Origin of the sequence: Bacillus cereus group sp. BfR-BA-01522 (assembly GCF_022662635.1) — a bacterium.
Lineage (GTDB): Bacteria > Bacillota > Bacilli > Bacillales > Bacillaceae_G > Bacillus_A > Bacillus_A cytotoxicus.
On sequence record NZ_JAKUDY010000009.1, the window covers coordinates 150309 to 170728 of the forward strand.

Genomic DNA, 20420 nt, shown 5'->3' on the forward strand with positions numbered 1-20420 from the left:
CAATCTGTTGGAATAGTAGCTATTACTTTTTATTTTTGTAGTAGTTGTAATCACAATACTCAAGTGATTTTGGATCTACATAGTCTAAGTGATGACTAGAGAAAGTCATACGACCTACTACACCAGGTTTAACAATTTCGTTATATTTTTCTTCTGTTAATTTAGGAGCAGTTTGTTGTACTTCTTTAACCCATTTGTCATACTTTTCTTTTGTTTTTGATTCAAGTTCAAACTCCATGTGAGTGAATCCTTCACCTGAGAAGTTTGCACTACGACCAGTGTAAGAACCTGGTTTATCTGCTTGTAAATATAAGTCCATAATCATGCCATCCATTGTGTATTTCATACCACCAAGTTCTGGAATCCAGAAGGCGTTCATTGGACCAACGGATGTTAATTTGAATTGAATTGGTACACCAGCTGGAATGTTTAAGTAGTTAACGGTTTCAATTTTTTCCTCTGGATAACTGAATAACCATTTCCAGTTTGCTGATGTAACATAAATTTCAACTGGTTTCATATGTTTAGATTGCTCTGGTGCTTTTTCCGATGCATAAGTAGCTTTTACCGTTGGAATTGCTAAAGCAATAACGATAATAACTGGGAAAAGCGTCCAAATAATTTCTAACATTGTGTTACCGTGTTGATCAGGTGGCTCATAGTCCATATTTTCTGGTTTTTCACGATAACGAATCAAGATGACTGTAAACAAGATGAATACAATTGCAATAATTAACAACATAAGCACGAATGACCAAACAATTAAATCATACTGTGCTTTTGCAACAGGTCCTTGCGGGTTTAATACTGCGAGTTTCTTATCGCAGCCACCGAGGAACAAGAGTAATGATAGCGGAAGAAGTGAAGCCAACTTCCAAAACGCTTTCTTTAGTTGCACGATTGAAAATCTCCTTTCTCCTTGGATTGAAACTATGCCAATAAAACAATATAAACCTATTAATTTATAGAAGGCAATAGTTTTCATCATATTGTTAAAAAATAGACACAAATACACACTTTTTAAGGTGAATATCATTTGTAACTTGATAACATTGTAAACTATTTTTTTAACAAAAAGGTGATTGTAGAAATTTTAAGATAAATAAAGTTATACCAAGATATCCAGTAAATAGAAAAAAACTATCTTATCATAAAGAAAGATAGTTGAATGTTTTATATATTTAGTTTATTTCCTGTGTAATATTTGGTTGCTGATGAAATGTGACAAATTTTTTATATTTTATTTGATATAAAATGTAACAAATGATCATAAACGGGATTCCGCAGTAAAGAGCAATGCGTTGATCTGGTATAAAAGCTAAGCTAATAAATGTAATAAAATTTAACGAGAAAGCAACAATTGGAACGAGTGGATAAAGAGGTGTACGGTATTTTAAATCGTTTATATTTCCACCGTTCTTTAGAAATTCTCTTCGAAAGAAAAATTGTGAAGCGGCAATTGACATCCAAACGACAACCGCTGCCATTGCGGCAATTGATGTGAGAACTAAGAAGACTGTATCTGCGGCAAATACGCTCGTTAATAAAGAAAGACTTGCAAAAATAAGACTGAAAATTAAAGCATTAAGAGGTACCCCTTTTTTCGTTAATTTTGTAAATAATGGGTTTGCCATACCTTGCTGTGCCATTGCCCAGAGCATACGTGAATTTGCATATAGTCCTGAATTTGCTACAGATAAGACAGCAGTGATAATAACAAAATTCATTATGTCAGCTGCATATGGAATTCCGACTGTGTCAAAAACAAGTACGAATGGACTTTCAACGAGATTAGCTTCTTGCCATGGAAGTAAGCCTACTACAACAGCAATGGCCAATACAAAGAAAAATAAAGTACGCCAAATGGTGTTTTTTATCGCTTTTGGAATTGTTTTTTCAGGTTGTTCACTTTCACCAGAAGCGATACCGATTAACTCTGTTCCTTGGAATGAGAAGTTAACAGTAATCATTGTAAATAAAACAGCTAAGACACCATTGGGGAACAAACCGCCGTTTTCAGTGAAATTATGTAGCATTGGTGCGGGCTTCCCATTGAAATCTAGAAATCCGAATATTACAGCACCTCCAAGTACAATGAAGATGACGATTGTAGCAACTTTGACGCTAGCAAACCAAAATTCTGCTTCTGCATATGCCTTCGCTGATAAAGCGTTTACAATAAACAGTAATGCAGCAAATGTAATGCACCAAATCCATGAAGAAACGTCCGGAAACCACCGTTTCATTAAAATACTAACAGTTGTAAGTTCTACACCAACTGTGACAGCCCAATTTAGCCAATACATCCAACCGACAACAAATCCAAATCCTGGTGAAATAAATTTGCTAGCATAACTTTGAAAGGAACCGGCTTCTGGCATCGCAACAGATAGTTCACCAAGACAGAGCATTGTTAAATACATAACGAAGCCCCCAACTAAGAAGGCAAGAATTGCTCCACCAGGTCCAGCATTGTGCACAATTTGTCCAGACCCCATAAATAGTCCAGTACCAATAACACCACCTAGAGCAATCATAAATAAATGTCTGCTCTTCATTGTCCGCTTTAAACCGCTTTGGTTTGTAGTTGTTTGATTCATACTTTTTCACCCCGTATTTGCATTGTTTGTTTTGTTTACCTATTAGGATTTAATTGCTAGATTAATCATTGATGGGGGATGAGAAACAATGACTAATTACCTTCTGTCCTATGCGGATATAAAATCACTATTTACCGCAGGAGCATTTCTAATTCTAACAAAATATTCTGAAAATGTATATTTATTTTTTCTTTTTATTGCAAAGAATTAGAATTTTTGAAAGATAAAATCGAATAATGATTTACATTTTCTTTCTAGTAAACTAGTAAGAAGAAGGGTACAATGGTGAGAGTGATGTGAAAATAATTAATGTGGTAATGGGGCTTGATTGATAATGAAAAAACTGAAATATTTATTCATATTAGGTATAATCGTGGTTGTTGTAGGTCTATTTGGAAAAGATAAGATTGTGCAAAAAGCTCAAGAATTAAGATTGAATTATTTAACTGAAATGAAAGAAAACGCTATAATTGAAAATGTTCCATTTATACAGCAACTTCCTGAATTACCAAGAGGGTGTGAAGTAACAAGTTTAGCAATGCTACTTCAATATAAAGGAGTTGAAGTGGATAAAATGAAGCTTGCGAGTGAAATTTATCGCGTCCCGTTTGAAGAAAACGGTTTGCATGGTAACCCGTATGAAGGCTTTGTAGGAAATATTTATACAAAATCTGAGCCGGGATATGGTGTATATCACCAACCGATTTTTAAACTCGCAGAAAAATATGTTCCTGAAAAAGTAATTAATTTAACTGGAAGAGATATAGGAGATGTATATAAGGCAATTAGTTCAGGTTCACCTGTATGGGTCATTGCGAATACAAGATTTCAACCGTTAGATGATGGACTTTTTGAAACATGGAATACAAGTGCAGGAGAAATAAAGATCACGTATTATGAACATAGTGTAGTAGTTGTTGGATATGACCAACATTTTGTATATGTAAATGATCCGCTTGCAAACAATCCGCGTAAAGGAGTGCCGCGCGCTCAATTTGAAAAAGCATGGGAACAAATGGGGAAACAAGCAATTACTATTTTATAAAAATAAGCAGTCATCTAAAAAAGATGACTGCTTATTTTTATCTTGCTATTTTTGGATAGCAAGATGTGGATAGAGTTGAGAATGTGAACAATTAGTTAATTATTCTGAATATTATTTATTTAACTTGCGATTGGAGCTATAATAACATTTAACTTAGTGAAGAAAGGAAGAGTTAAATGGATATTGTAAATGAACAGCTTCTATTAAAAAATCAATTGATTGAATGGAGAAGATATTTTCATAAATATCCGGAATTGTCTTTCCAAGAAGAGAAAACATCACAATTTGTATTTGAATTGCTTCAAAAAAATCCACATTTAGAAGTATCTAGACCGACAAAGTATAGCGTCATGGCAAAGTTAATTGGGAAGAAACCTGGCAAAACGATTGCGATTCGTGCTGATATGGATGCTCTGCCTATTCAAGAAGAAAATGAATTTGAATTTATCTCCAAGAACCCTGGCGTTATGCATGCTTGTGGGCATGATGGTCATATCGCTATCTTACTTGGTACAGTATATACCCTTGTTGAAAAACGTGAACAAATTCGAGGGGAAATTCGTTTTTTATTCCAACATGCTGAAGAAAATTTCCCAGGTGGCGCTGAGGAGATGGTAGCAGCTGGTGTAATGGAAAGCGTTGATTATATTATTGGTGCACATTTGTGGGCATCGCTAGAAGTTGGGAAAGTTGGTATCACTTATGGTCCTGCGATGGCAGCCCCTGATGTATTTAAAATTTCAATTGAAGGAAAAGGAGGGCATGCTGGAATTCCGCATGAAACAGTTGATAGCATTGCGATTGGTACACAAGTTGTAGCACAAATTCAACAGATTGTATCACGTCTTACAGACCCGTTAGATTCTCTCGTTATATCTGTTACGCAATTTCATGCGGGTACAACACACAATGTTCTTCCGAAGCAAGCAGAGATTGAGGGAACTGTTAGAAGTTTAAGACATGAGCTACGAGAAGAGACAGCCCAAAAGATTGAAAGAATTGTTAAGCATGTGACAGAAATGTATAAGGCAAATTATACATTCTCATATGAATATGGATATCGCCCTGTTGTGAATGATGAGAAAGTAACAGCGTATGTTGAAGAAGCAGCGCTACAGCTTTATGGAAGAGAGCGAGTTGTACGTTTGAAGCCGACGATGGCAGGTGAAGATTTTTCAGCTTTTCTGCAAAAGGCCCCAGGTACGTTTTTCTTTATTGGTGCAGGGAATAAAGAAAAAGGAATTGTATATCCACATCATCATCCGCGCTTTACAATTGATGAGGATGCCTTACCAATTGGAGTTGAGGTTTTTGTTAGAACTGTTTTGAATTTGATGCGCAAAGGAGAATAAAATGAAGAAAATTCGTATGCTGGCAATGATTCCAGTTCTTTGTTTAATTATTGGACCGATATTTACAAATTCAGTTACTCCATATGTACTAGGTATGCCATTTTTATTATTTTGGATTTTATTATCTGTGTTCATTACCTCCTTTTGTATGTGGATTGTATATTGGCTAGATCCTGCTAACAAGGAGGAGATGAAATGATAGCACTTATTATCATTGTTGTATTTCTATGTTTGGCATTATTTTTAGGAGTTCGTGCAAGAAGTGGAAAAGACATGAATTTGGAACAATGGTCGGTTGGGGGAAGGGGATTTGGAACAGTCTTTGTCTTTCTTCTTATGGCAGGAGAAATATATACGACGTTTACTTTTCTGGGAGGAAGTGGATGGGCATATAGCAAAGGTGCACCTACATTTTATATTTTAGGATACAGTGCATTAGCATATATTTTATCTTACTTTCTCTTACCTCCAGTTTGGAAGTATGCCAAAGAGCATAGATTGATTTCGCAACCAGATTTCTTTACCAAAAAATATAATAGTAAAGCGTTAGGGATTATTGTATCGATCATCGGTGTCATTTCAATTATTCCATATCTTGTACTGCAGTTAAAAGGGTTGGGGATTATTGTTTCTGAAGCTTCTTATGGAAAAGTATCACCAGTTCTTGCTGTTTGGATTGGCGGAATAACAATTACAATATATGTGATGATTTCTGGTATACATGGTTCCGCTTGGACAGCTGCATTAAAAGATATGATGATCCTATTTATCGTTATGTTTTTAGGTATTTATTTACCCTATCATTATTACGGAGGGTTTCAGCCGATGTTTGAAGCGGTAGAAGCTGCAAAACCAGGATTTTTATCTTTACCTGAACAAGGAATGAGTGTCTCATGGTTTGTTTCTACTATTATATTAACAGCGCTAGGGTTTTATATGTGGCCCCATACATTTGCTGCCGCTTTTTCAGCAAAGAGTGAAAAGGTATTTCGAAAAAACGCCACTATTATGCCATTATACTCTTTCGTGTTACTCTTTGTATTTTTTGCAGGATTTGCGGCTATCTTACAAGTACCTAGATTACAGGGGGCAGATGCAGACTTGTCTTTATTCCGCCTTGCTATTCAAACATTTGATCCGTGGTTTATTGGGATCATTGGAAGTGCTGGAGTACTAACTGCATTAGTTCCGGGATCTATGCTTCTTATGGCTGCATCTACTTTGTTAGCAAAAAATATTTATCAAGTGCTCGCGCCATCCGTATCAGATCAGCAAGTGGCACGAGTAGCCAAGCTATTTGTGCCTATTGTGACGATTGTATCTGTTTTCTTTACCTTCAAAGGAGGAGAAACAATTGGAGCTCTGCTTTTAATGGGATACAGCATTGTGACGCAACTTTTTCCGGCGCTTGTATGCAGTTTATTTCCACGTCAATTTGTAACAAAACAAGGTGCTATCTCTGGAATGATAGTTGGATTATTCATGGTGGCTTATATTACATTATCTGGATCGACTCTCTCTACTATATTTCCAATTTTTCCGCAATATATGAAAGATTTAAATGTAGGGATTGTTGCATTAGGAATCAACATCATTGTTATGTTAGCAGTGAGTATCATGACTAGAAAAATTGAAGTACAGCATACTTCTACTATGTTAGATCGATAAAGTGAAACTTAAATCATTTTCTACAAATTATGAGCCGCCACCAATCGGGCTATTACACCTCTAAAATAGCGGGATAAAAAAATGTTATCTTTCCTTAGGGAGATAGCATTTTTTTATTGTATATATTTACCCTATACGGAGAAATATAACTGTAACGCTTAGGAGGAAAGATGATGAATTTAGAAGCAAGCTTATCAGCAATTACAAATTCTATTCGAGAAACACTGCAGTCACCTAATGATTTAACGGTACGAGAATTTGCGCTTTCTGGTTCATCTACTCGGTGCGCTGTGGTGTTTCTTTGTGGGATTACGGATAAAGATTTAATTTATCGATTTGTGATTCATCCATTACAACATGAAGAGATTCCGCCTAAAGGTCCAATCATGCAAACTTTAGTCGATCGATTTATTTCTATAGGTGAAATAAATACAGTTAAAACATTTCCGGATCTTGTGAATTCTGTTTTGGTGGGGGATACGGTTGTTTTAATTGATGGAATTCCGCATGCGTTAGTCATTAATTGTCGAGCATGGGAAAAGCGAGGTTTAGAACCGCCGATTACAGAGGATGTTATTCGAGGTCCTAAAGTAGGGTTTGTTGAAGATATTGCTACTAATAAAATGTTAATTAGACGCGAGTTGCGTGATCCGAAGCTTCGATTTCAATCTTATATTATGGGGCAACGTTCTCAAAAAGAAGTTACATTAATTTATATTGAAGATATTATCAATCCTTATATTGTAAAAGAGTTGAATCGGCGTTTACAGTCCATTAAAACAGATATGATTTTAGATTCTGGAAAAATCGAACAATTACTAGAAGAGAACACCTTGTCTCCTTTTCCGCAATTTTTAAATACAGAGAGACCAGATCGGGCGATTGCTGCTTTAGCAAAAGGAAAAGCAATTATTTTAGTAGATGGTTCACCGTTTGCAATTCTTGCACCTATGGTTATTGTGGATATTTTTCAATCACCTGAAGATTATTATGAACGCTGGATTATGGCAACTTTATTAAGAGGATTGCGAATGCTAGCTGGACTTATGGCTGTATTATTTCCAGCAGTATATATTGCGCTTGTTTCTTATCATCAAGGTCTCATTCCATCTAATTTGGCGTATTCAATTGCTGGAGCAAGGGAAGGTGTCCCGTTTCCCGCTTATATTGAAACGATTATTATGACATTAACAATGGAATTAATTAGAGAAGCTGGGCTTCGGTTGCCTAAACAAATTGGACAAACTGTTGGAATTGTAGGAGGACTTGTTATTGGAGAAGCGGCAGTAAACGCTGGAATTGTAAATCCCTTTATGGTTATTGTAACCGCGATTACGGCGATTGCTACTTTTTCATTGCCTGTTTACAGTATCACAATTACATTTCGCTTTTTGTTATTTGCGTTTATTTTAGCTGCGACTATATTTGGACTATACGGGATTATTTTAGCGTTAATTGCATTAGCAATTCATATTACGAATTTAAAAAGTGTTGGAATTCCGTATTCTACACCATTAGCACCTACTTTTTATAAAGATTGGAAAGCAGAAGTAGCAAGATTACCAAAAGCGATGTTACAGACGAGACCAGACTATTTGCAAACAAAAGATCAAATACGCTCAAAGGAGAGAAAATAAATTGAAACCGTTCGAGTACGGAGATGAGGAGATCGGATCTCGAGAACTAACATTTGCTGTATCTTCGGTCATTATAGGGACAGGGGCACTTTCGATGCCCCGCGTAATTGCAGAGCAGACACTGTTTTCAGATGGTTGGATTATATTACTTATTGGCGGAGTGATTTGTGCATTTTTTGCCTGGTGTATTGCGAAAATAGCAAATATATTTACGGAACAAACGTTTTTTCAATATACTAGCATATACTTATCAAAGCCGATAGCTTACCTTGTTACAAGTGTTATGGTGCTAACATTTGCTAGTATTACTGCATATCAAGCAAGAGCCATTTCCGTTATTTCACAAACGTATTTATTTAGTAAAACACCGATTGAACTTTTATCATTTTTTTACTTACTTGTTGTTGTTTATGGAGTAAGTGGTTCTAGAGTAGCGTTACTTCGTTTAAATATGCTATTTTTACCAATCGTTGTATGCGCTATATTTTCTCTGTCGTTATTAAATATTAATTTAATGGAGCCGGATAATGTATTGCCGCTTTTTCAAACAAAATGGAACCAATATATTGTTGGTATGAAGGAATCGATCTTTACATTCATTGGATTTGAAATTGTCTTATTTTATTCTTCAATTGTGAAACAAAAAGATAAAGCGCCTCTTGCTGCTGCAAAAGGAGTGATGATTACCAATTTATTATATATTCTTATTTATCTTACTTGTATTATGGTGTTTTCCTATTCTACCACGAAAAGTCTTGCGTATCCTGTCATTGAGTTAGGAAAGGAGATTGAAATTGGTGGGGGATTTTTAGAACGATTCGATGCCATTTTTTTTACGACGTGGATTATTACCATTTTTAATACAACAGCCATGTATTATGATATCGCAGTAATAGGGTTTTGTTCGATGTTTCCTGCTATTAAAAAGAAAACATTTATTTTTATAAGTGCGCCGATTATATATCTTTTGAATATGCTTCCTGAAAATGTGACGAAGTTAACGCAATATAGTACATATTTAGCTTGGATTGATATGGCATGTATTATCATTGTTCCTATACTTGTTTTTAGCATTTATAAAATAAAGGGGGGCGGAAAGAGTGAGCCGTCTTCATAAATACATGTGTTGCGTTATGTTAGTGATCTGTATGAGTGGGTGCTCAGAGCGAAAAGAAATTGAAGAGAGAGGATTTGTTGTAGGGGCAGCATTTGATGTTGTGAAAGAAGAAAGTGAAGAGAAGAAACCACCTCGTATGAAAGGAACGTATCAATTAGTTTTACCAAGTGCGTTAGCACAACAGGGGAAACAAGGTGCAGATGGGGCTCAGTATATGAATATCAATGTAACTGCGGATAGTCTTTTTACACAAATTCGTGAAGCATCCAAGAAAATAAGTCGTTCTTTGTTTTTTCCTCATATTAAAGTTGTTATTTTTTCTAAAGATTTATTAAAGCGACAAAACTTTTTAGAACAAACATTAGATATCTTTTTTCGTGCCCATGAAATGAGGCGGAATATTAAAATTTTTGTTTCGAAAAATCAAGCTGGAAAAATTTTTGAACAAAATGCGAAACCAGAAAATTTTCCGGCAAAATATATTGATTTACTAGCGGATCATGCAGATGTGAATTCATTTATGTTAGAGGCAGTTCGTATCGGAGAGGTTCAAGAAATGTTAACTTCTAAAAGAAGCTTTGTACTTCCAGTTTTAGAGTTAACAAAGCAAGGGGTAAAGATGGAAGGAGCTGCTATTTTTAAGGGGGAGAATAATAAACTGGTCGGTCTTTTAAGTGGAAAAGATACACAAGGATTAAATTATATAATAGGAAAGAAAGTGGGGGGATTTTTAACCATTCGAAAAAAAGAAAAGGTATTTACGTATGAAATTCATAAAATAAGACGGAAAATCCGTGCTTCCTTTACAGATCCTCGTCATCCAAAGTTTATAATTGATATGTATCCTAAAGGTGTGCTTGGAGAAGTATATTTAGGAGAGGATGCAAAAGCATGGAGTGAGAAGCGAATAAATTCATACATTACAAAAGAGATGGAACGTATAGTGGGGAGAACAATAAAAAAAGTACAAAAAGAGTATAAAACGGATGTACTTGGATTAGGGGATTATTATAAACGGCATAATTATAAAAAGTGGAAAAAAGTAGAGAAGAATTGGGATTATGGGGAGAACTACTTTATGAAGACTGATATAGCAGTTCGTGTTCATCCGGTAGTAGAGCATTCTGGTTCATTAGTACCAAAAGGTGGTCAGTAATATGAAAATGCTTTCTACTTTAGCAATTATTAGTATGATTTTGATGGCTATTATTCCATACACAGTGTATTTTTTAAATAAGAAAATAAAAAAATACACTGTGCAACCATGGGAAGATGTAAATGAAGAGGAAAATAGGAAACCAGTAGATTAGATTTCCTTTTGTTTTTGGGATCGTAAAATTTAAAATCTAGCAACGGAAGTAAGGGATTATAATCATTTATATAGAAGTATAAGGCGTGAAAATGAACCATCAGTAGAGAAGAGAAGTCTCACTACTGATGGAAGGTTTTATACAAGCCCTAGCCAATGTACCAATTGCGTAGAGAGGAATGTAACAACAATGGCGATTACGGTAGGGATTGCAAACGATAAGAATGTCCATTTTGGACTTTTTGTTTCTTTATATATGTTAACCAATGTTGTTCCACATGGGAAGTGCAGAAGAGAAAACAACATTGTGTTTAACGCAGTTAACCAAGTCCAGCCGTGCTCTAAGAATAAGTTTTTAATTTGATTAAAATCTTCTATTTCTGTTAAGGCACCAGTTGATAAATAAGACATTAATAAAATTGGAATAACAATCTCATTAGCTGGTAAGCCGAGAATAAATGCAGCGAGAATAAATCCATCAAGCCCGAGCAATTTAGCGAATGGGTCTAAGAAATTAACGAAATACATAAGTAGGCTTGTGTCGCCGATATAAATATTTGCTAAAACCCAAGTTAAGATAGCGGCAGGTGCAGCTACAACTACGGCACGTTTTAAAACATAAATTGATTTATCAAGTGTTGCACGTACAATTGTATTCCAAATTTTTGGTTTACGATACGGTGGTAATTCCAATGTATAATGAGTTGGAACACCTTTTAATGCAGTTTTTGATAGAGCCCAAGAAACTGTTAAAGTAACGATAATTCCGATGACTACCATGCCGACTACAACGCCTGCTGTAACAAGTGTTTGCATGCTACTTGTATAACCGGCAGCCATAAATAATGATGCCATTAAAATTAAAGTAGGCCATCGTCCATTACATGGAACGAAGTTGTTTGTTAAAATTGCTAACATACGCTCACGTGGTGATTCGATAATGCGTGTTGACATAATAGCGGCAGCATTACAACCGAAGCCCATTGCCATCGTTAAAGATTGCTTTCCGTGTGCACCAGTACGTTTAAATAAACGATCCATGTTAAATGCTACACGAGGTAAGTACCCATAGTTTTCTAATAAAGCAAACATTGGGAAGAAGATAGCCATAGGTGGTAACATAACGCTAATAACAGCCCCTGTACCCCGGAATAAGCCAAGTATTAAAATACCATGTAACCATTCAGGTGCATGCATTGCTTGGAACAAAGCAGTTAAATGTCCCTCTGCCCAACCGAAAAATTCAGCAATCATATCTGACGGTACATTCGCTCCTGCAATGGTAAGGTAAAAAATAATAGATAAAATACCAAGCATAATTGGAAATCCCCAGATTGGAGAAGTGAAAATCTTATCTAGTTTTTCTGAACGATACAATCTATCGGTATTTGTGTATTGTACTGCATCTTTACAAATACTTTTTGATGTACGATAAATATCACTAACAATGTCATCGCGTATATCTTCTTTAGTAAGCGTTTGTGCATGCTGAATAATATAATCTAATGGAAGAGCCTTACTGGCTGAGTGAGATTCCATTGATTACGACCTCCCTTACAAGCGGTTCTTTATGATGTTTTTGAAGTGTAGTTAAGAAATTTTTATCCCCATCTAGTATTCGCAGTGCAACCCAACGAGCTGGGTATGTATCACCGAATACTTTGTAAATTTGCGGCTCTAATTCTTGAATCATCTTTTCAATATGCTCATTATAAGTAATTTGAACTGGTGTAGGGATTGTTTTTTTACTAGCCACTTTAGAAATTACATTTAGTAAATGTCCAATTCCAGTACGGTTGCGAGCTGAGATTTTGACTACAGGAACGCCAAGTGACTTTGCTAATTTCTGTTCATCAATGACGATTCCTTTTTTTTCTGCTTCATCTATTAAGTTAATGCAGACGATTACATCGTTTGTCATTTCCATCACTTGTAATGCTAAATTTAAATTTCTTTCCATTGCAGTTGCATCTACAACAACTACAGTTACCTCTGGTTTTTCAAAAATAATATAATCTCGTGCTACTTCCTCATCTGCAGAGTTTGAATAAAGTGAATATGTTCCAGGTAAATCGATTACCGTATATACCTTTCCGTTATGCTCATATTCTCCTTCTGCCTTTAATACAGTTTTTCCCGTCCAGTTTCCGGTATGTTGTTTTAATCCTGTTAATGTGTTGAATAATGTACTTTTCCCAGTATTCGGGTTTCCTGCTAACGCAATGCGATGGTTGTTCATTTTGAATCATCTCCTATTAATATTCCAAAAATAAGGGAGCTTTCTTCGCTACGCAATGCAATTGTTGTGTTGCTCACTTGATATGCAACGGGATCTCCGAGTGGACTTTTTTGCAATACTTTAATGGTAGCCCCGGGAATAAATCCTAAATCTAATAAACGTCTCTTCATAGTTCCTTCTAATTGTATTCTCTCGATTTGTACAAACTCCCCTGTTCTAAATGAAGAAAGGGGTTTGGTATTAGCCGACACCATAAAAGTTCCCTCTTCTCTATATTTTTAGTTATAGTTTAAAAAGTTTCTTAAGGTAAACTTTTTGTTATTAATATACTAGACTACATTCGGTAATGCTGTCAATTAATACTTTAGAAATATTCAAAAATTTTTAGAATTGTTCCAATTTATTTTTTGTGATAAAAAATATGACTAGAATTTATGTTGGATATATGCATAGTTCAAACAAATATGTTCAGACAAGAATAGTTTGTAAATTTAATTTTAATAAAGTTGGTTAAAAGGAGAGTTTTATTTACTTCATATTTACATTATTAAAGTTAAATTTACAATGAATGTAATTTTTTGTGGATTCTTTTGGCTTTTCTTGATGGGAATAGTTGAGAAATATAAGTTTTTAATACCTTTATCTCTATTTACTTAAAATTAAAAATTGCTTAACACTAACACAATAATATTGTCCTACAATGAATTTGTGTTCGAAAGAAGTCGATGAATAAGAAAAGTGATAATTCAAATGGGGGTACAAGATATGGTCATGAAAAAGGGAATTACATTTTCATTAGCAGCATTAGTTGTTGCAGGTGCATTAGTTGGTTGCGGAAAGTCAGAAAGCACAAATACGAATGAGACTGCTAAAGGTAGCAATGATGCAAAACAAGAAGAGATATCTGGTACGATTGCAGCAGCTGGATCTACAGCTCTTCAACCGCTTGCAGAAGAAGCGGGTAAAAAGTTTATGGAAAAGAATCCTAAAGTTTCTGTTCAAGTTCAAGGTGGCGGTAGTGGAACGGGGATTAACCAAGTAGCCTCTGGTGCGGTACAAATTGGTAACTCTGATGTCCCGGCGGCAGATAAAATAAAAGATCCAGAAAAAGCAAAAGAATTAGTTGATAATAAAGTTGCAGGTATCGCATTTGCACTTGTTGTTAATAAAGATGTGAAAGTTGATAACTTAACTGTACAACAAGTACAAGATATCTTTAGTGGAAAGGTTACAAACTGGAAAGAGCTAGGCGGTAAAGATGAGAAAATCAATGTAATCAATCGTCCGGCATCTTCTGGTACACGTGCTACATTTGAGAAAACGATTATGAAAGATGTAAAGATTAATGACGGGACAGGAACAACGCAAGATTCTAACGGTGCGGTAGAACAAGCAATTAACTCTACGCCAGGTTCTATTAGTTACCTTGCGATGTCCTACATGGTAGGCGATAAAAAAGGGGCATTACAAACTGTAAAAATTGATGGTGCAGAACCAAAGGTTGAAGAGATTTCTGCTGGTAAATATCCATTCTGGTCTTATGAATACATGGTGACTAAAGGAGAAGCGAAAGAAGCAACAAAGGCTTACATTGATTATGTAAAAGGTAAAGATTTTGAAAAACAAGTTGAAGATATGGGATACATCCCGATGTCTAAGCTAGATAAGTAACACATACAAGGAGGCTGGCTGCGAGGCCAGTCTTGTTCATTTCAAACTATGAAGTGGGGTTATGTCTTGTGATGAAGGGAAAAAAGCAGATTAATTATGTGAAAAGCGAGTACATTGGAAGAACACTCGTTACGTTTTGTGGTCTATTTATTGTTCTTATTACATTATCGATTATTGCATTTATTTGTGGAAAGGGAATTCAATCTTTTACACAAAGTGGTATTTCCTTTTCTGAAATGTTAACTTCAACAAAATGGAATCCGAATGTTGAGCCAGGTTCTTTTGGTGCAGTTATTTTTATTGTCGGTTCCACGCTTGTTTCAATTGGTGCGGTTATGATTAGTACACCAATCGCGATTGCTCTTGCAATATTTATGAATTTAATATCGCCTAAGTTTGGGAACAAAGTGTTGAAACCAGTTTTGGAATTATTAGTTGGTATCCCGTCCGTTGTATACGGTTTATTAGGGGTTACGATTTTAATTCCATTGTTAAGAGATTCTTTTGGTGGTGTTGGCTTTAGTTTAATTGCAGGTATTGTTGTACTTAGTATCATGATTTTACCTACTATTGCTAGTATTGCTTCTGATGCAATACGTGCGGTTCCATTTGATTATTTAGAAGCTTCGTATGGTTTAGGATCGACAAAATGGCAAGCGATTAGCCGTGTCATTGTTCCTGCTGCTAAGAAAGGTATTTTAACAGGGATTGTTTTAGGGTTAGCACGTGCTTTTGGTGAAGCGCTGGCAGTTCAAATGGTAATTGGGAATACGGTGAAGTTGCCAGAAGGAATATATAGCCCAACGGCAACGTTGACTGGTATTCTCACAATGGACATGACAAATACGTTAAACGGAACGGCTTGGAATAATGCTTTATGGACCTTAGCGATGATATTGCTTGCTATTTCATTCCTATTTATTTTAGTTATTCGAGCAATTGGCCAAAGAGGTGAACGATAACGATGAATGCAAGAAAGGTAAATAATATTTGGACGGGTATTTTATATACAGTTGCAGCATTTGTGGTAGTTTTATTGGTTTTCTTAGTATATGAGATTTTACAAAAGGGCTGGGGATTTTGGGATCCAGGTTTCTTGTTTGGAGAACCGAGTAATACGAGGGCTGGGGGAGGGATTGGTCCGCAATTATTCAACTCTTTCTATATGCTTATTATTACGCTTGTTATCTCTATTCCACTTGGATTGGGAGCTGGGATTTATCTTGCAGAATATGCAAAGCAAGGACGCTTTTTAAGTTTTGTTCGTCTATGCATTGAAACGATGGCATCATTGCCTTCTATTGTTGTTGGCTTATTTGGTTTATTAGTGCTTGTTACAATGACAGGTTGGGGCTATACAGTAATAGGTGGTGCACTTGCTTTAACCATTCTAAACTTACCAGGATTAACGCGAGTTTGTGAAAATGCAATCACAGAAGTCCCTGCAAATGTAAAAGAAGCAAGTCTTGGACTTGGTGCAACAAAGTGGCAAACGATTGTGCGAATTATTCTTCCATCGTCATTACCGCAAATTATTACAGGGATTATTTTAGCGGCAGGTCGTATATTTGGTGAAGCGGCGGCATTAATTTATACAGCGGGATTAACATCACCAATTTTAAATTCTGCAGTTGATTTTTCTAGTCCTGCACATCCGCTAAATCCATTTCGACCAGCTGAAACATTGGCAGTTCATATTTGGAAATTAAATTCTGAAGGGATTATCCCAGACGCGAAGCTGATTGCAACAAAATCAGCAGCAGTACTCATTGTTATGGTATTACTGTTTAATATTATTGCTCGTTTTACTGCAACTGTACTTCATAAACATTTTACGGGAACGAAAAAGTCTCGTAAAACATCGAAAGTAAAAGCTGCTTAATATGTGTATGTTTACGAAAGAAAAAACGTTATCTCTAGTTTGTGAGATAACGTTTTTTTGTTAGGCGTTTGGAGTATCGATAGTCGTATTTGATTTTCTGCGTGAGCGACGCTTTTTACCGAATTTATCTAATAGCTCATACATAACAGGTACAACAACGAGTGTAAGTACAGTGGAAACAGCTAAACCACCAATTACAACAACGGCTAAACTTTTAGAGACCATACTTCCTGCTTGCGATTGGCCAAATAATAAAGGTAACATTGCGACGATTGTTGTAATGGCTGTCATAATAATTGGACGTAATCTTGTAGAACCTGCTTCTAGTAAAGCGTCACGAGTTGTCATGCCATGCTCTTTATTTTGTTGAACACGTTCGATTAATACGATAGCATTTGTGACGACGATCCCGATTAACATTAATGCACCGATAAGTGAATTGAGATCAACCGGCGTTCCGGAAATGATTAATCCTAAAATACCACCAATAGCAGCGAGTGGTAAAGAGAAAAGGATTGCAAATGGAGCGCGTGCTTGCCCAAATGTAATAACCATAATTAAATAGACAACTCCGATGGCAATGCCCATGATTTGAAATAAATCTGTAAAGTTTTCTTGCATGGATTCAGTTGCTCCAGCAACGGCAACTTTTGCACCGGTTGGTAAATCTAATTTAGCGATTGCTGTATTTACTTCAGCGCTTACTTTACTTAAATCATCGTTAGCAGCAACGGCATTAATTTGGATTGTTTCTTTTCCGTCTTTATGGAAAATTTCAGTTTGTAATTGTTTTTCTGATATTGTTGCAATATCTTTTAAAGGAATTGCTCCTGTTATCGGTGATAAGATGTTTGTATTAAGGATATCTTCTTTATTATTTATCTTTTCATTTTTATGTTCTAACATAATAGTTGTTTTTTCATCATCGATCGTGAGTTGTCCGATCGGTGATTTTTTCATAAGGAGTGAAACTTGTTCTCCAACTATTTCTGGTGTTAATCCAACTTGTTCTACTTTGTTTTGATCGATTTTAATTTGCCATTCTTTCTTTGATTCTTCTAAGTTTGTTTTCACTTTAGAAAGTCCATTTAAACTTTTTAATTTTGTTTCAACGATATCAGCAGCTTGCTTTAAACTTGTTTCATTGTTTGCAGTTACGTTGAATTGCAAGTTATTTCCACCGCCAAAATTAGAATAACTTGTTTTTGTATAATCGAATTCAGCTGGTTTGAAATCTGTCTGTTCTTTTTTTAGTTGTTTAATATATTGATCAATATCTGTTCCTTTTTTAAAGGTTATAAATATAGATGCAAGATTATTTTTAGTAGTTTGCCCCCACTGTGCATCTTCAGCACTTGACCCTATTCGTAAAAAAGTATCTTGTACATCGCGATTAGAAAGTAATTTTTTTTCGAAGTCAAAAGCTTTTTGTTTTTTAGATTCCTCATCATAACTCGTTGGAAATGTCATGTTAATTGAGAGCATCGTATCGTCTTCTGATTTTATATTTGCTTTTGGCAGTATGATATAAGCAGCAATGGAAGCTACAAATAATAAGAAAGACGAGAATAAAATAATAAATTTATGTGAAAGTGCCCATTTTAAAGTAGCCGTATACTTTCTTGAAGGTCTCGATGTGCGCTGTCTTGTTTTTCTAAGTAATAAAAACGCCATAAGTGGAACAACTGTAAGTGCAACAACGAGAGACGAAAGAATAGAATATACAACTGCTAATACCATAGGAAGCATCAATTTGCCGATTGCGCCTGATACAAGGCCGATAGGTAAAAAGACAGCCACTGTAGTTAATGTTGAAGCAGTAATTGCAATAGCAACCTCTTTTGTCGCATCTACAATAATGTCTTTTGAAAAATGCTCTTTTTGTAAGCGACGGAAGATATTCTCGATAACAACGATACTATCGTCAACGAGACGTCCAACAGCGACTGCTAATCCTCCAAGAGTTAAAATGTTTAACGTAACATGAGATTGATCGAGTAAAAATAGTGTTAACAAAATAGATAACGGGATACTAACAACAGCGATAAGCGTTGTTCGCACGCTGCGCAAGAAGAGTAAAATAATAAATGTCGCAGCGATCGCTCCTAAAATGACCTCTTTCCCCATACTCGTAACAGCATTTTCGATTTGTTCGTGAGTAGAGGATAGTAATTTAATTGTGTAAGTATCTTTATATTCTTTACTAATGTTTTTAAGTTTTTTATCGATTTCTTTGCCGATTTCAACGGCGTTTTTACCTGGTTCTTTCATAATAACTAGGGCGGTTCCATCCTCGCCATTTACATGTGAAATAGCATCATAATGTTGTTTTAATTCTATTTGAGCTATATCTTGCAATTTCAATTGAGATGTAAGTGATATGTTTTTTACGTCATCTACATTTTTTACATTTCCAATGACGCGAAGGCTGTGGTCTTCGTTGTTGACAGTCACTTGACCAACTGGAGTAGAAGTTTCTTTTCCTTGTAAAGCAGTTAATACTTGTTGAGAGGTTACATTTTTATTTTTCATTTCATTTATGTCTAATATGATAGATAGTTCAGATGTTGATTTACCGTAATACATGACGTTAGCAACGCCATCGATATTTTCGAACTGCGGGATAATTTCTTTTTCAACCTGTTTTTCGTCAGCTTTTGTAAACCCATTTTGTTTTTGAATAGTAATTTGTGCGAGCGGAATCATAGAAGTGTTTAGTTGGCTGACGACAGGTTTTGTAATTTCTTTTGGGAAATTTACGTTGTTTGTAATCTTTTCGACAGCACGCGTCGCCTCTTTCATGTCTGCTTTAGACGTATATGCAATGTCGATGCGTGATAACCCCTCATGAGTAGAAGATGTAATTGTATCAACATGCTCTAAGTTTCGAAATTGTTTTTCGAGTGGTTCGGTTACTTCTTTTGTCATTGTTTCCGCATCTAATCCTTTAGACATTGTAGTGACAGTGATAGCAGGATTGTCGGCGCTGGGCAGAAACTCCATTGGTAATTTTGAGCCGGAATAAATACCGAGTACAGAAACGAGAAAAATCATAATGATGATGGCGGCCCGATTTTTTAATGAAAATTTTGTTAACCTATCCATAATTAAATTCCTCCATCTTTCTTTACTATTTGTTTTGGTATGGCACTTTCTTATCATATAACAAAATTTGGATATTTTTCACTAAAAAACGCAAAAAAATTCTAAATTTTTCCTTTCGCATGAGAGTATCTTTTAGTTTGAAAAGAAAAAGCTAGCTTGTGACATTGAAGAATGTTTTATTTAAACAAATGATGTTATATGATTAGAACTGTAAGGTAGAGAGGTTATGTATTGTGCATGTTACAGAAATAGGGAATTTAATTGATTCATTTTTGCCCCCCGCCATTTTAGAAAAGTAAAATTTCGATTTCTCGATTTAGAGGGAGGAAAGGAAGGGGAGTTGGAACGGTCTGATTAGAAGAAGCCTTGTAATCAGTTGGGATGAAGGGAACATTCGCTAAGTAAATCTTTACTTTAATTGATTTTTTTTTATAGGATGAGTTTCGTATATAACGAAATGGTATTTTATAAGAAGAGATGGTTTGAATAAATAAGACAAAATGTATTGATGGATAAAATAATATTTATATTTTTTTATAAAAGGACTTGCTATTAAAAAAACGGTCTGGTATATTAATAAGCGTCGCTGATGCGAAACAGCAAAAAGCGCAGAAAGAAATTATAAAAAATGTTGACATCGAAAAATGAAGCTGTTAACATAAGGGAGTCGCTTCGGCGGCTGATGAGTTCTTTGAAAACTGAACGAAACAAACAACGTGAAACGTCAATTTTTATTTATGATGCTAGACAAACTTTATTGGAGAGTTTGATCCTGGCTCAGGATGAACGCTGGCG

The 20420-nt window shown here is 35.4% G+C and carries 17 protein-coding genes; 11 read left to right on the forward strand and 6 right to left on the reverse strand.

Translation table 11 applies throughout. The features are described 5' to 3' along the window. Positions 1-22 precede the first annotated feature (22 nt). Both qoxA and MR059_RS14615 read right to left on the reverse strand, forming a co-directional pair. On the reverse strand, positions 23-898 hold the full coding sequence (qoxA, locus tag MR059_RS14610) for a cytochrome aa3 quinol oxidase subunit II (protein ID WP_011983695.1): 876 nt from the start codon (positions 896-898) through the stop codon (positions 23-25). A gap of 283 nt (positions 899-1181) precedes the next feature. Next, positions 1182-2600 (reverse strand): amino acid permease, encoded by a 1419-nt coding sequence (locus MR059_RS14615; protein ID WP_087094486.1) that lies wholly within the window; start codon positions 2598-2600, stop codon positions 1182-1184. 334 nt (positions 2601-2934) lie between these two features. Here MR059_RS14615 and MR059_RS14620 point away from each other — a divergent pair, with 334 nt between their 5' ends. From MR059_RS14620 to MR059_RS14655, 8 genes are all read left to right on the forward strand, one after another. Then, complete coding sequence (locus MR059_RS14620; protein WP_087094487.1) at positions 2935-3645, forward strand: C39 family peptidase; 711 nt, start codon at positions 2935-2937, stop codon at positions 3643-3645. Between the two features lie 176 nt (positions 3646-3821). Further along, positions 3822-4997: a M20 family metallopeptidase gene (locus MR059_RS14625; protein WP_011983698.1), complete on the forward strand. Its 1176-nt coding sequence runs from the start codon at positions 3822-3824 to the stop codon at positions 4995-4997. Position 4998: 1 nt separating this feature from the next. After that, on the forward strand, positions 4999-5196 hold the full coding sequence (locus tag MR059_RS14630) for a DUF3311 domain-containing protein (protein WP_011983699.1): 198 nt from the start codon (positions 4999-5001) through the stop codon (positions 5194-5196). Then, the gene (locus MR059_RS14635; RefSeq protein ID WP_094396590.1) at positions 5193-6665 is read left to right on the forward strand and encodes a sodium:solute symporter family protein; all 1473 of its coding nucleotides are present in this window, start codon (positions 5193-5195) and stop codon (positions 6663-6665) included. The genes MR059_RS14630 and MR059_RS14635 overlap by 4 nt, the downstream gene beginning before the upstream one ends. Before the next feature lie 170 nt (positions 6666-6835). Continuing rightward, complete coding sequence (locus MR059_RS14640) at positions 6836-8302, forward strand: spore germination protein (protein ID WP_011983701.1); 1467 nt, start codon at positions 6836-6838, stop codon at positions 8300-8302. 1 nt (position 8303) lies between these two features. Next, positions 8304-9419, forward strand: coding sequence for a GerAB/ArcD/ProY family transporter (locus tag MR059_RS14645; RefSeq protein WP_011983702.1), 1116 nt, complete (start codon positions 8304-8306; stop codon positions 9417-9419). Further along, positions 9403-10575: a Ger(x)C family spore germination protein gene (locus tag MR059_RS14650; RefSeq protein ID WP_373367232.1), complete on the forward strand. Its 1173-nt coding sequence runs from the start codon at positions 9403-9405 to the stop codon at positions 10573-10575. The genes MR059_RS14645 and MR059_RS14650 overlap by 17 nt, the downstream gene beginning before the upstream one ends. A gap of 1 nt (position 10576) precedes the next feature. Beyond that, entirely contained in the window at positions 10577-10729 is a 153-nt protein-coding gene (locus MR059_RS14655; protein WP_095206561.1) for a hypothetical protein, read from the forward strand. A gap of 137 nt (positions 10730-10866) precedes the next feature. Here MR059_RS14655 and MR059_RS14660 read toward each other — a convergent pair whose 3' ends face one another. From MR059_RS14660 to MR059_RS14670, 3 genes are read right to left on the reverse strand one after another with little or no spacing between them, the layout of a single operon-like run. Continuing rightward, a complete protein-coding gene (locus tag MR059_RS14660; protein WP_011983704.1) occupies positions 10867-12267 on the reverse strand; it encodes a nucleoside recognition domain-containing protein in 1401 nt (466 codons plus the stop codon). Next, a complete protein-coding gene (locus MR059_RS14665; protein WP_011983705.1) occupies positions 12245-12967 on the reverse strand; it encodes a FeoB small GTPase domain-containing protein in 723 nt (240 codons plus the stop codon). The genes MR059_RS14660 and MR059_RS14665 overlap by 23 nt, the downstream gene beginning before the upstream one ends. Beyond that, entirely contained in the window at positions 12964-13221 is a 258-nt protein-coding gene (locus MR059_RS14670; RefSeq protein WP_011983706.1) for a FeoA family protein, read from the reverse strand. Before MR059_RS14670 ends, MR059_RS14665 begins: the two co-directional genes overlap by 4 nt. 511 nt (positions 13222-13732) lie before the next feature. Here MR059_RS14670 and MR059_RS14675 point away from each other — a divergent pair. The 3 genes from MR059_RS14675 (at position 13733) to pstA (ending at position 16520) form a co-directional block, all read left to right on the forward strand. Next, a complete protein-coding gene (locus tag MR059_RS14675) occupies positions 13733-14638 on the forward strand; it encodes a phosphate ABC transporter substrate-binding protein PstS family protein (RefSeq protein ID WP_041809450.1) in 906 nt (301 codons plus the stop codon). Between the two features lie 71 nt (positions 14639-14709). Continuing rightward, positions 14710-15600: a phosphate ABC transporter permease subunit PstC gene (pstC, locus tag MR059_RS14680; RefSeq protein WP_011983708.1), complete on the forward strand. Its 891-nt coding sequence runs from the start codon at positions 14710-14712 to the stop codon at positions 15598-15600. 2 nt (positions 15601-15602) lie between these two features. Next, on the forward strand, positions 15603-16520 hold the full coding sequence (gene pstA, locus MR059_RS14685; protein WP_011983709.1) for a phosphate ABC transporter permease PstA: 918 nt from the start codon (positions 15603-15605) through the stop codon (positions 16518-16520). A 60-nt stretch (positions 16521-16580) separates the two neighbouring features. On the opposite strand, the gene MR059_RS14690 is transcribed toward pstA, so the two are convergent. Continuing rightward, positions 16581-19625: an efflux RND transporter permease subunit gene (locus MR059_RS14690; protein WP_011983710.1), complete on the reverse strand. Its 3045-nt coding sequence runs from the start codon at positions 19623-19625 to the stop codon at positions 16581-16583. Between the last annotated feature and the right edge of the window lie 795 nt (positions 19626-20420).

Coding starts and splice junctions, on each gene's coding strand:
- pstA (WP_011983709.1), top strand. CDS start 15,603: ATGAATGCAAGAAAGGTAAATAATATTTGGACGGGTATTTTATATACA.
- MR059_RS14630 (WP_011983699.1), top strand. CDS start 4,999: ATGAAGAAAATTCGTATGCTGGCAATGATTCCAGTTCTTTGTTTAATT.
- MR059_RS14635 (WP_094396590.1), top strand. CDS start 5,193: ATGATAGCACTTATTATCATTGTTGTATTTCTATGTTTGGCATTATTT.
- MR059_RS14660 (WP_011983704.1), bottom strand. CDS start 12,267: ATGGAATCTCACTCAGCCAGTAAGGCTCTTCCATTAGATTATATTATT.
- MR059_RS14640 (WP_011983701.1), top strand. CDS start 6,836: ATGATGAATTTAGAAGCAAGCTTATCAGCAATTACAAATTCTATTCGA.
- MR059_RS14675 (WP_041809450.1), top strand. CDS start 13,733: ATGGTCATGAAAAAGGGAATTACATTTTCATTAGCAGCATTAGTTGTT.
- MR059_RS14625 (WP_011983698.1), top strand. CDS start 3,822: ATGGATATTGTAAATGAACAGCTTCTATTAAAAAATCAATTGATTGAA.
- MR059_RS14655 (WP_095206561.1), top strand. CDS start 10,577: ATGAAAATGCTTTCTACTTTAGCAATTATTAGTATGATTTTGATGGCT.
- MR059_RS14665 (WP_011983705.1), bottom strand. CDS start 12,967: ATGAACAACCATCGCATTGCGTTAGCAGGAAACCCGAATACTGGGAAA.
- MR059_RS14690 (WP_011983710.1), bottom strand. CDS start 19,625: ATGGATAGGTTAACAAAATTTTCATTAAAAAATCGGGCCGCCATCATC.
- MR059_RS14670 (WP_011983706.1), bottom strand. CDS start 13,221: ATGGTGTCGGCTAATACCAAACCCCTTTCTTCATTTAGAACAGGGGAG.
- pstC (WP_011983708.1), top strand. CDS start 14,710: ATGAAGGGAAAAAAGCAGATTAATTATGTGAAAAGCGAGTACATTGGA.
- MR059_RS14620 (WP_087094487.1), top strand. CDS start 2,935: ATGAAAAAACTGAAATATTTATTCATATTAGGTATAATCGTGGTTGTT.
- MR059_RS14615 (WP_087094486.1), bottom strand. CDS start 2,600: ATGAATCAAACAACTACAAACCAAAGCGGTTTAAAGCGGACAATGAAG.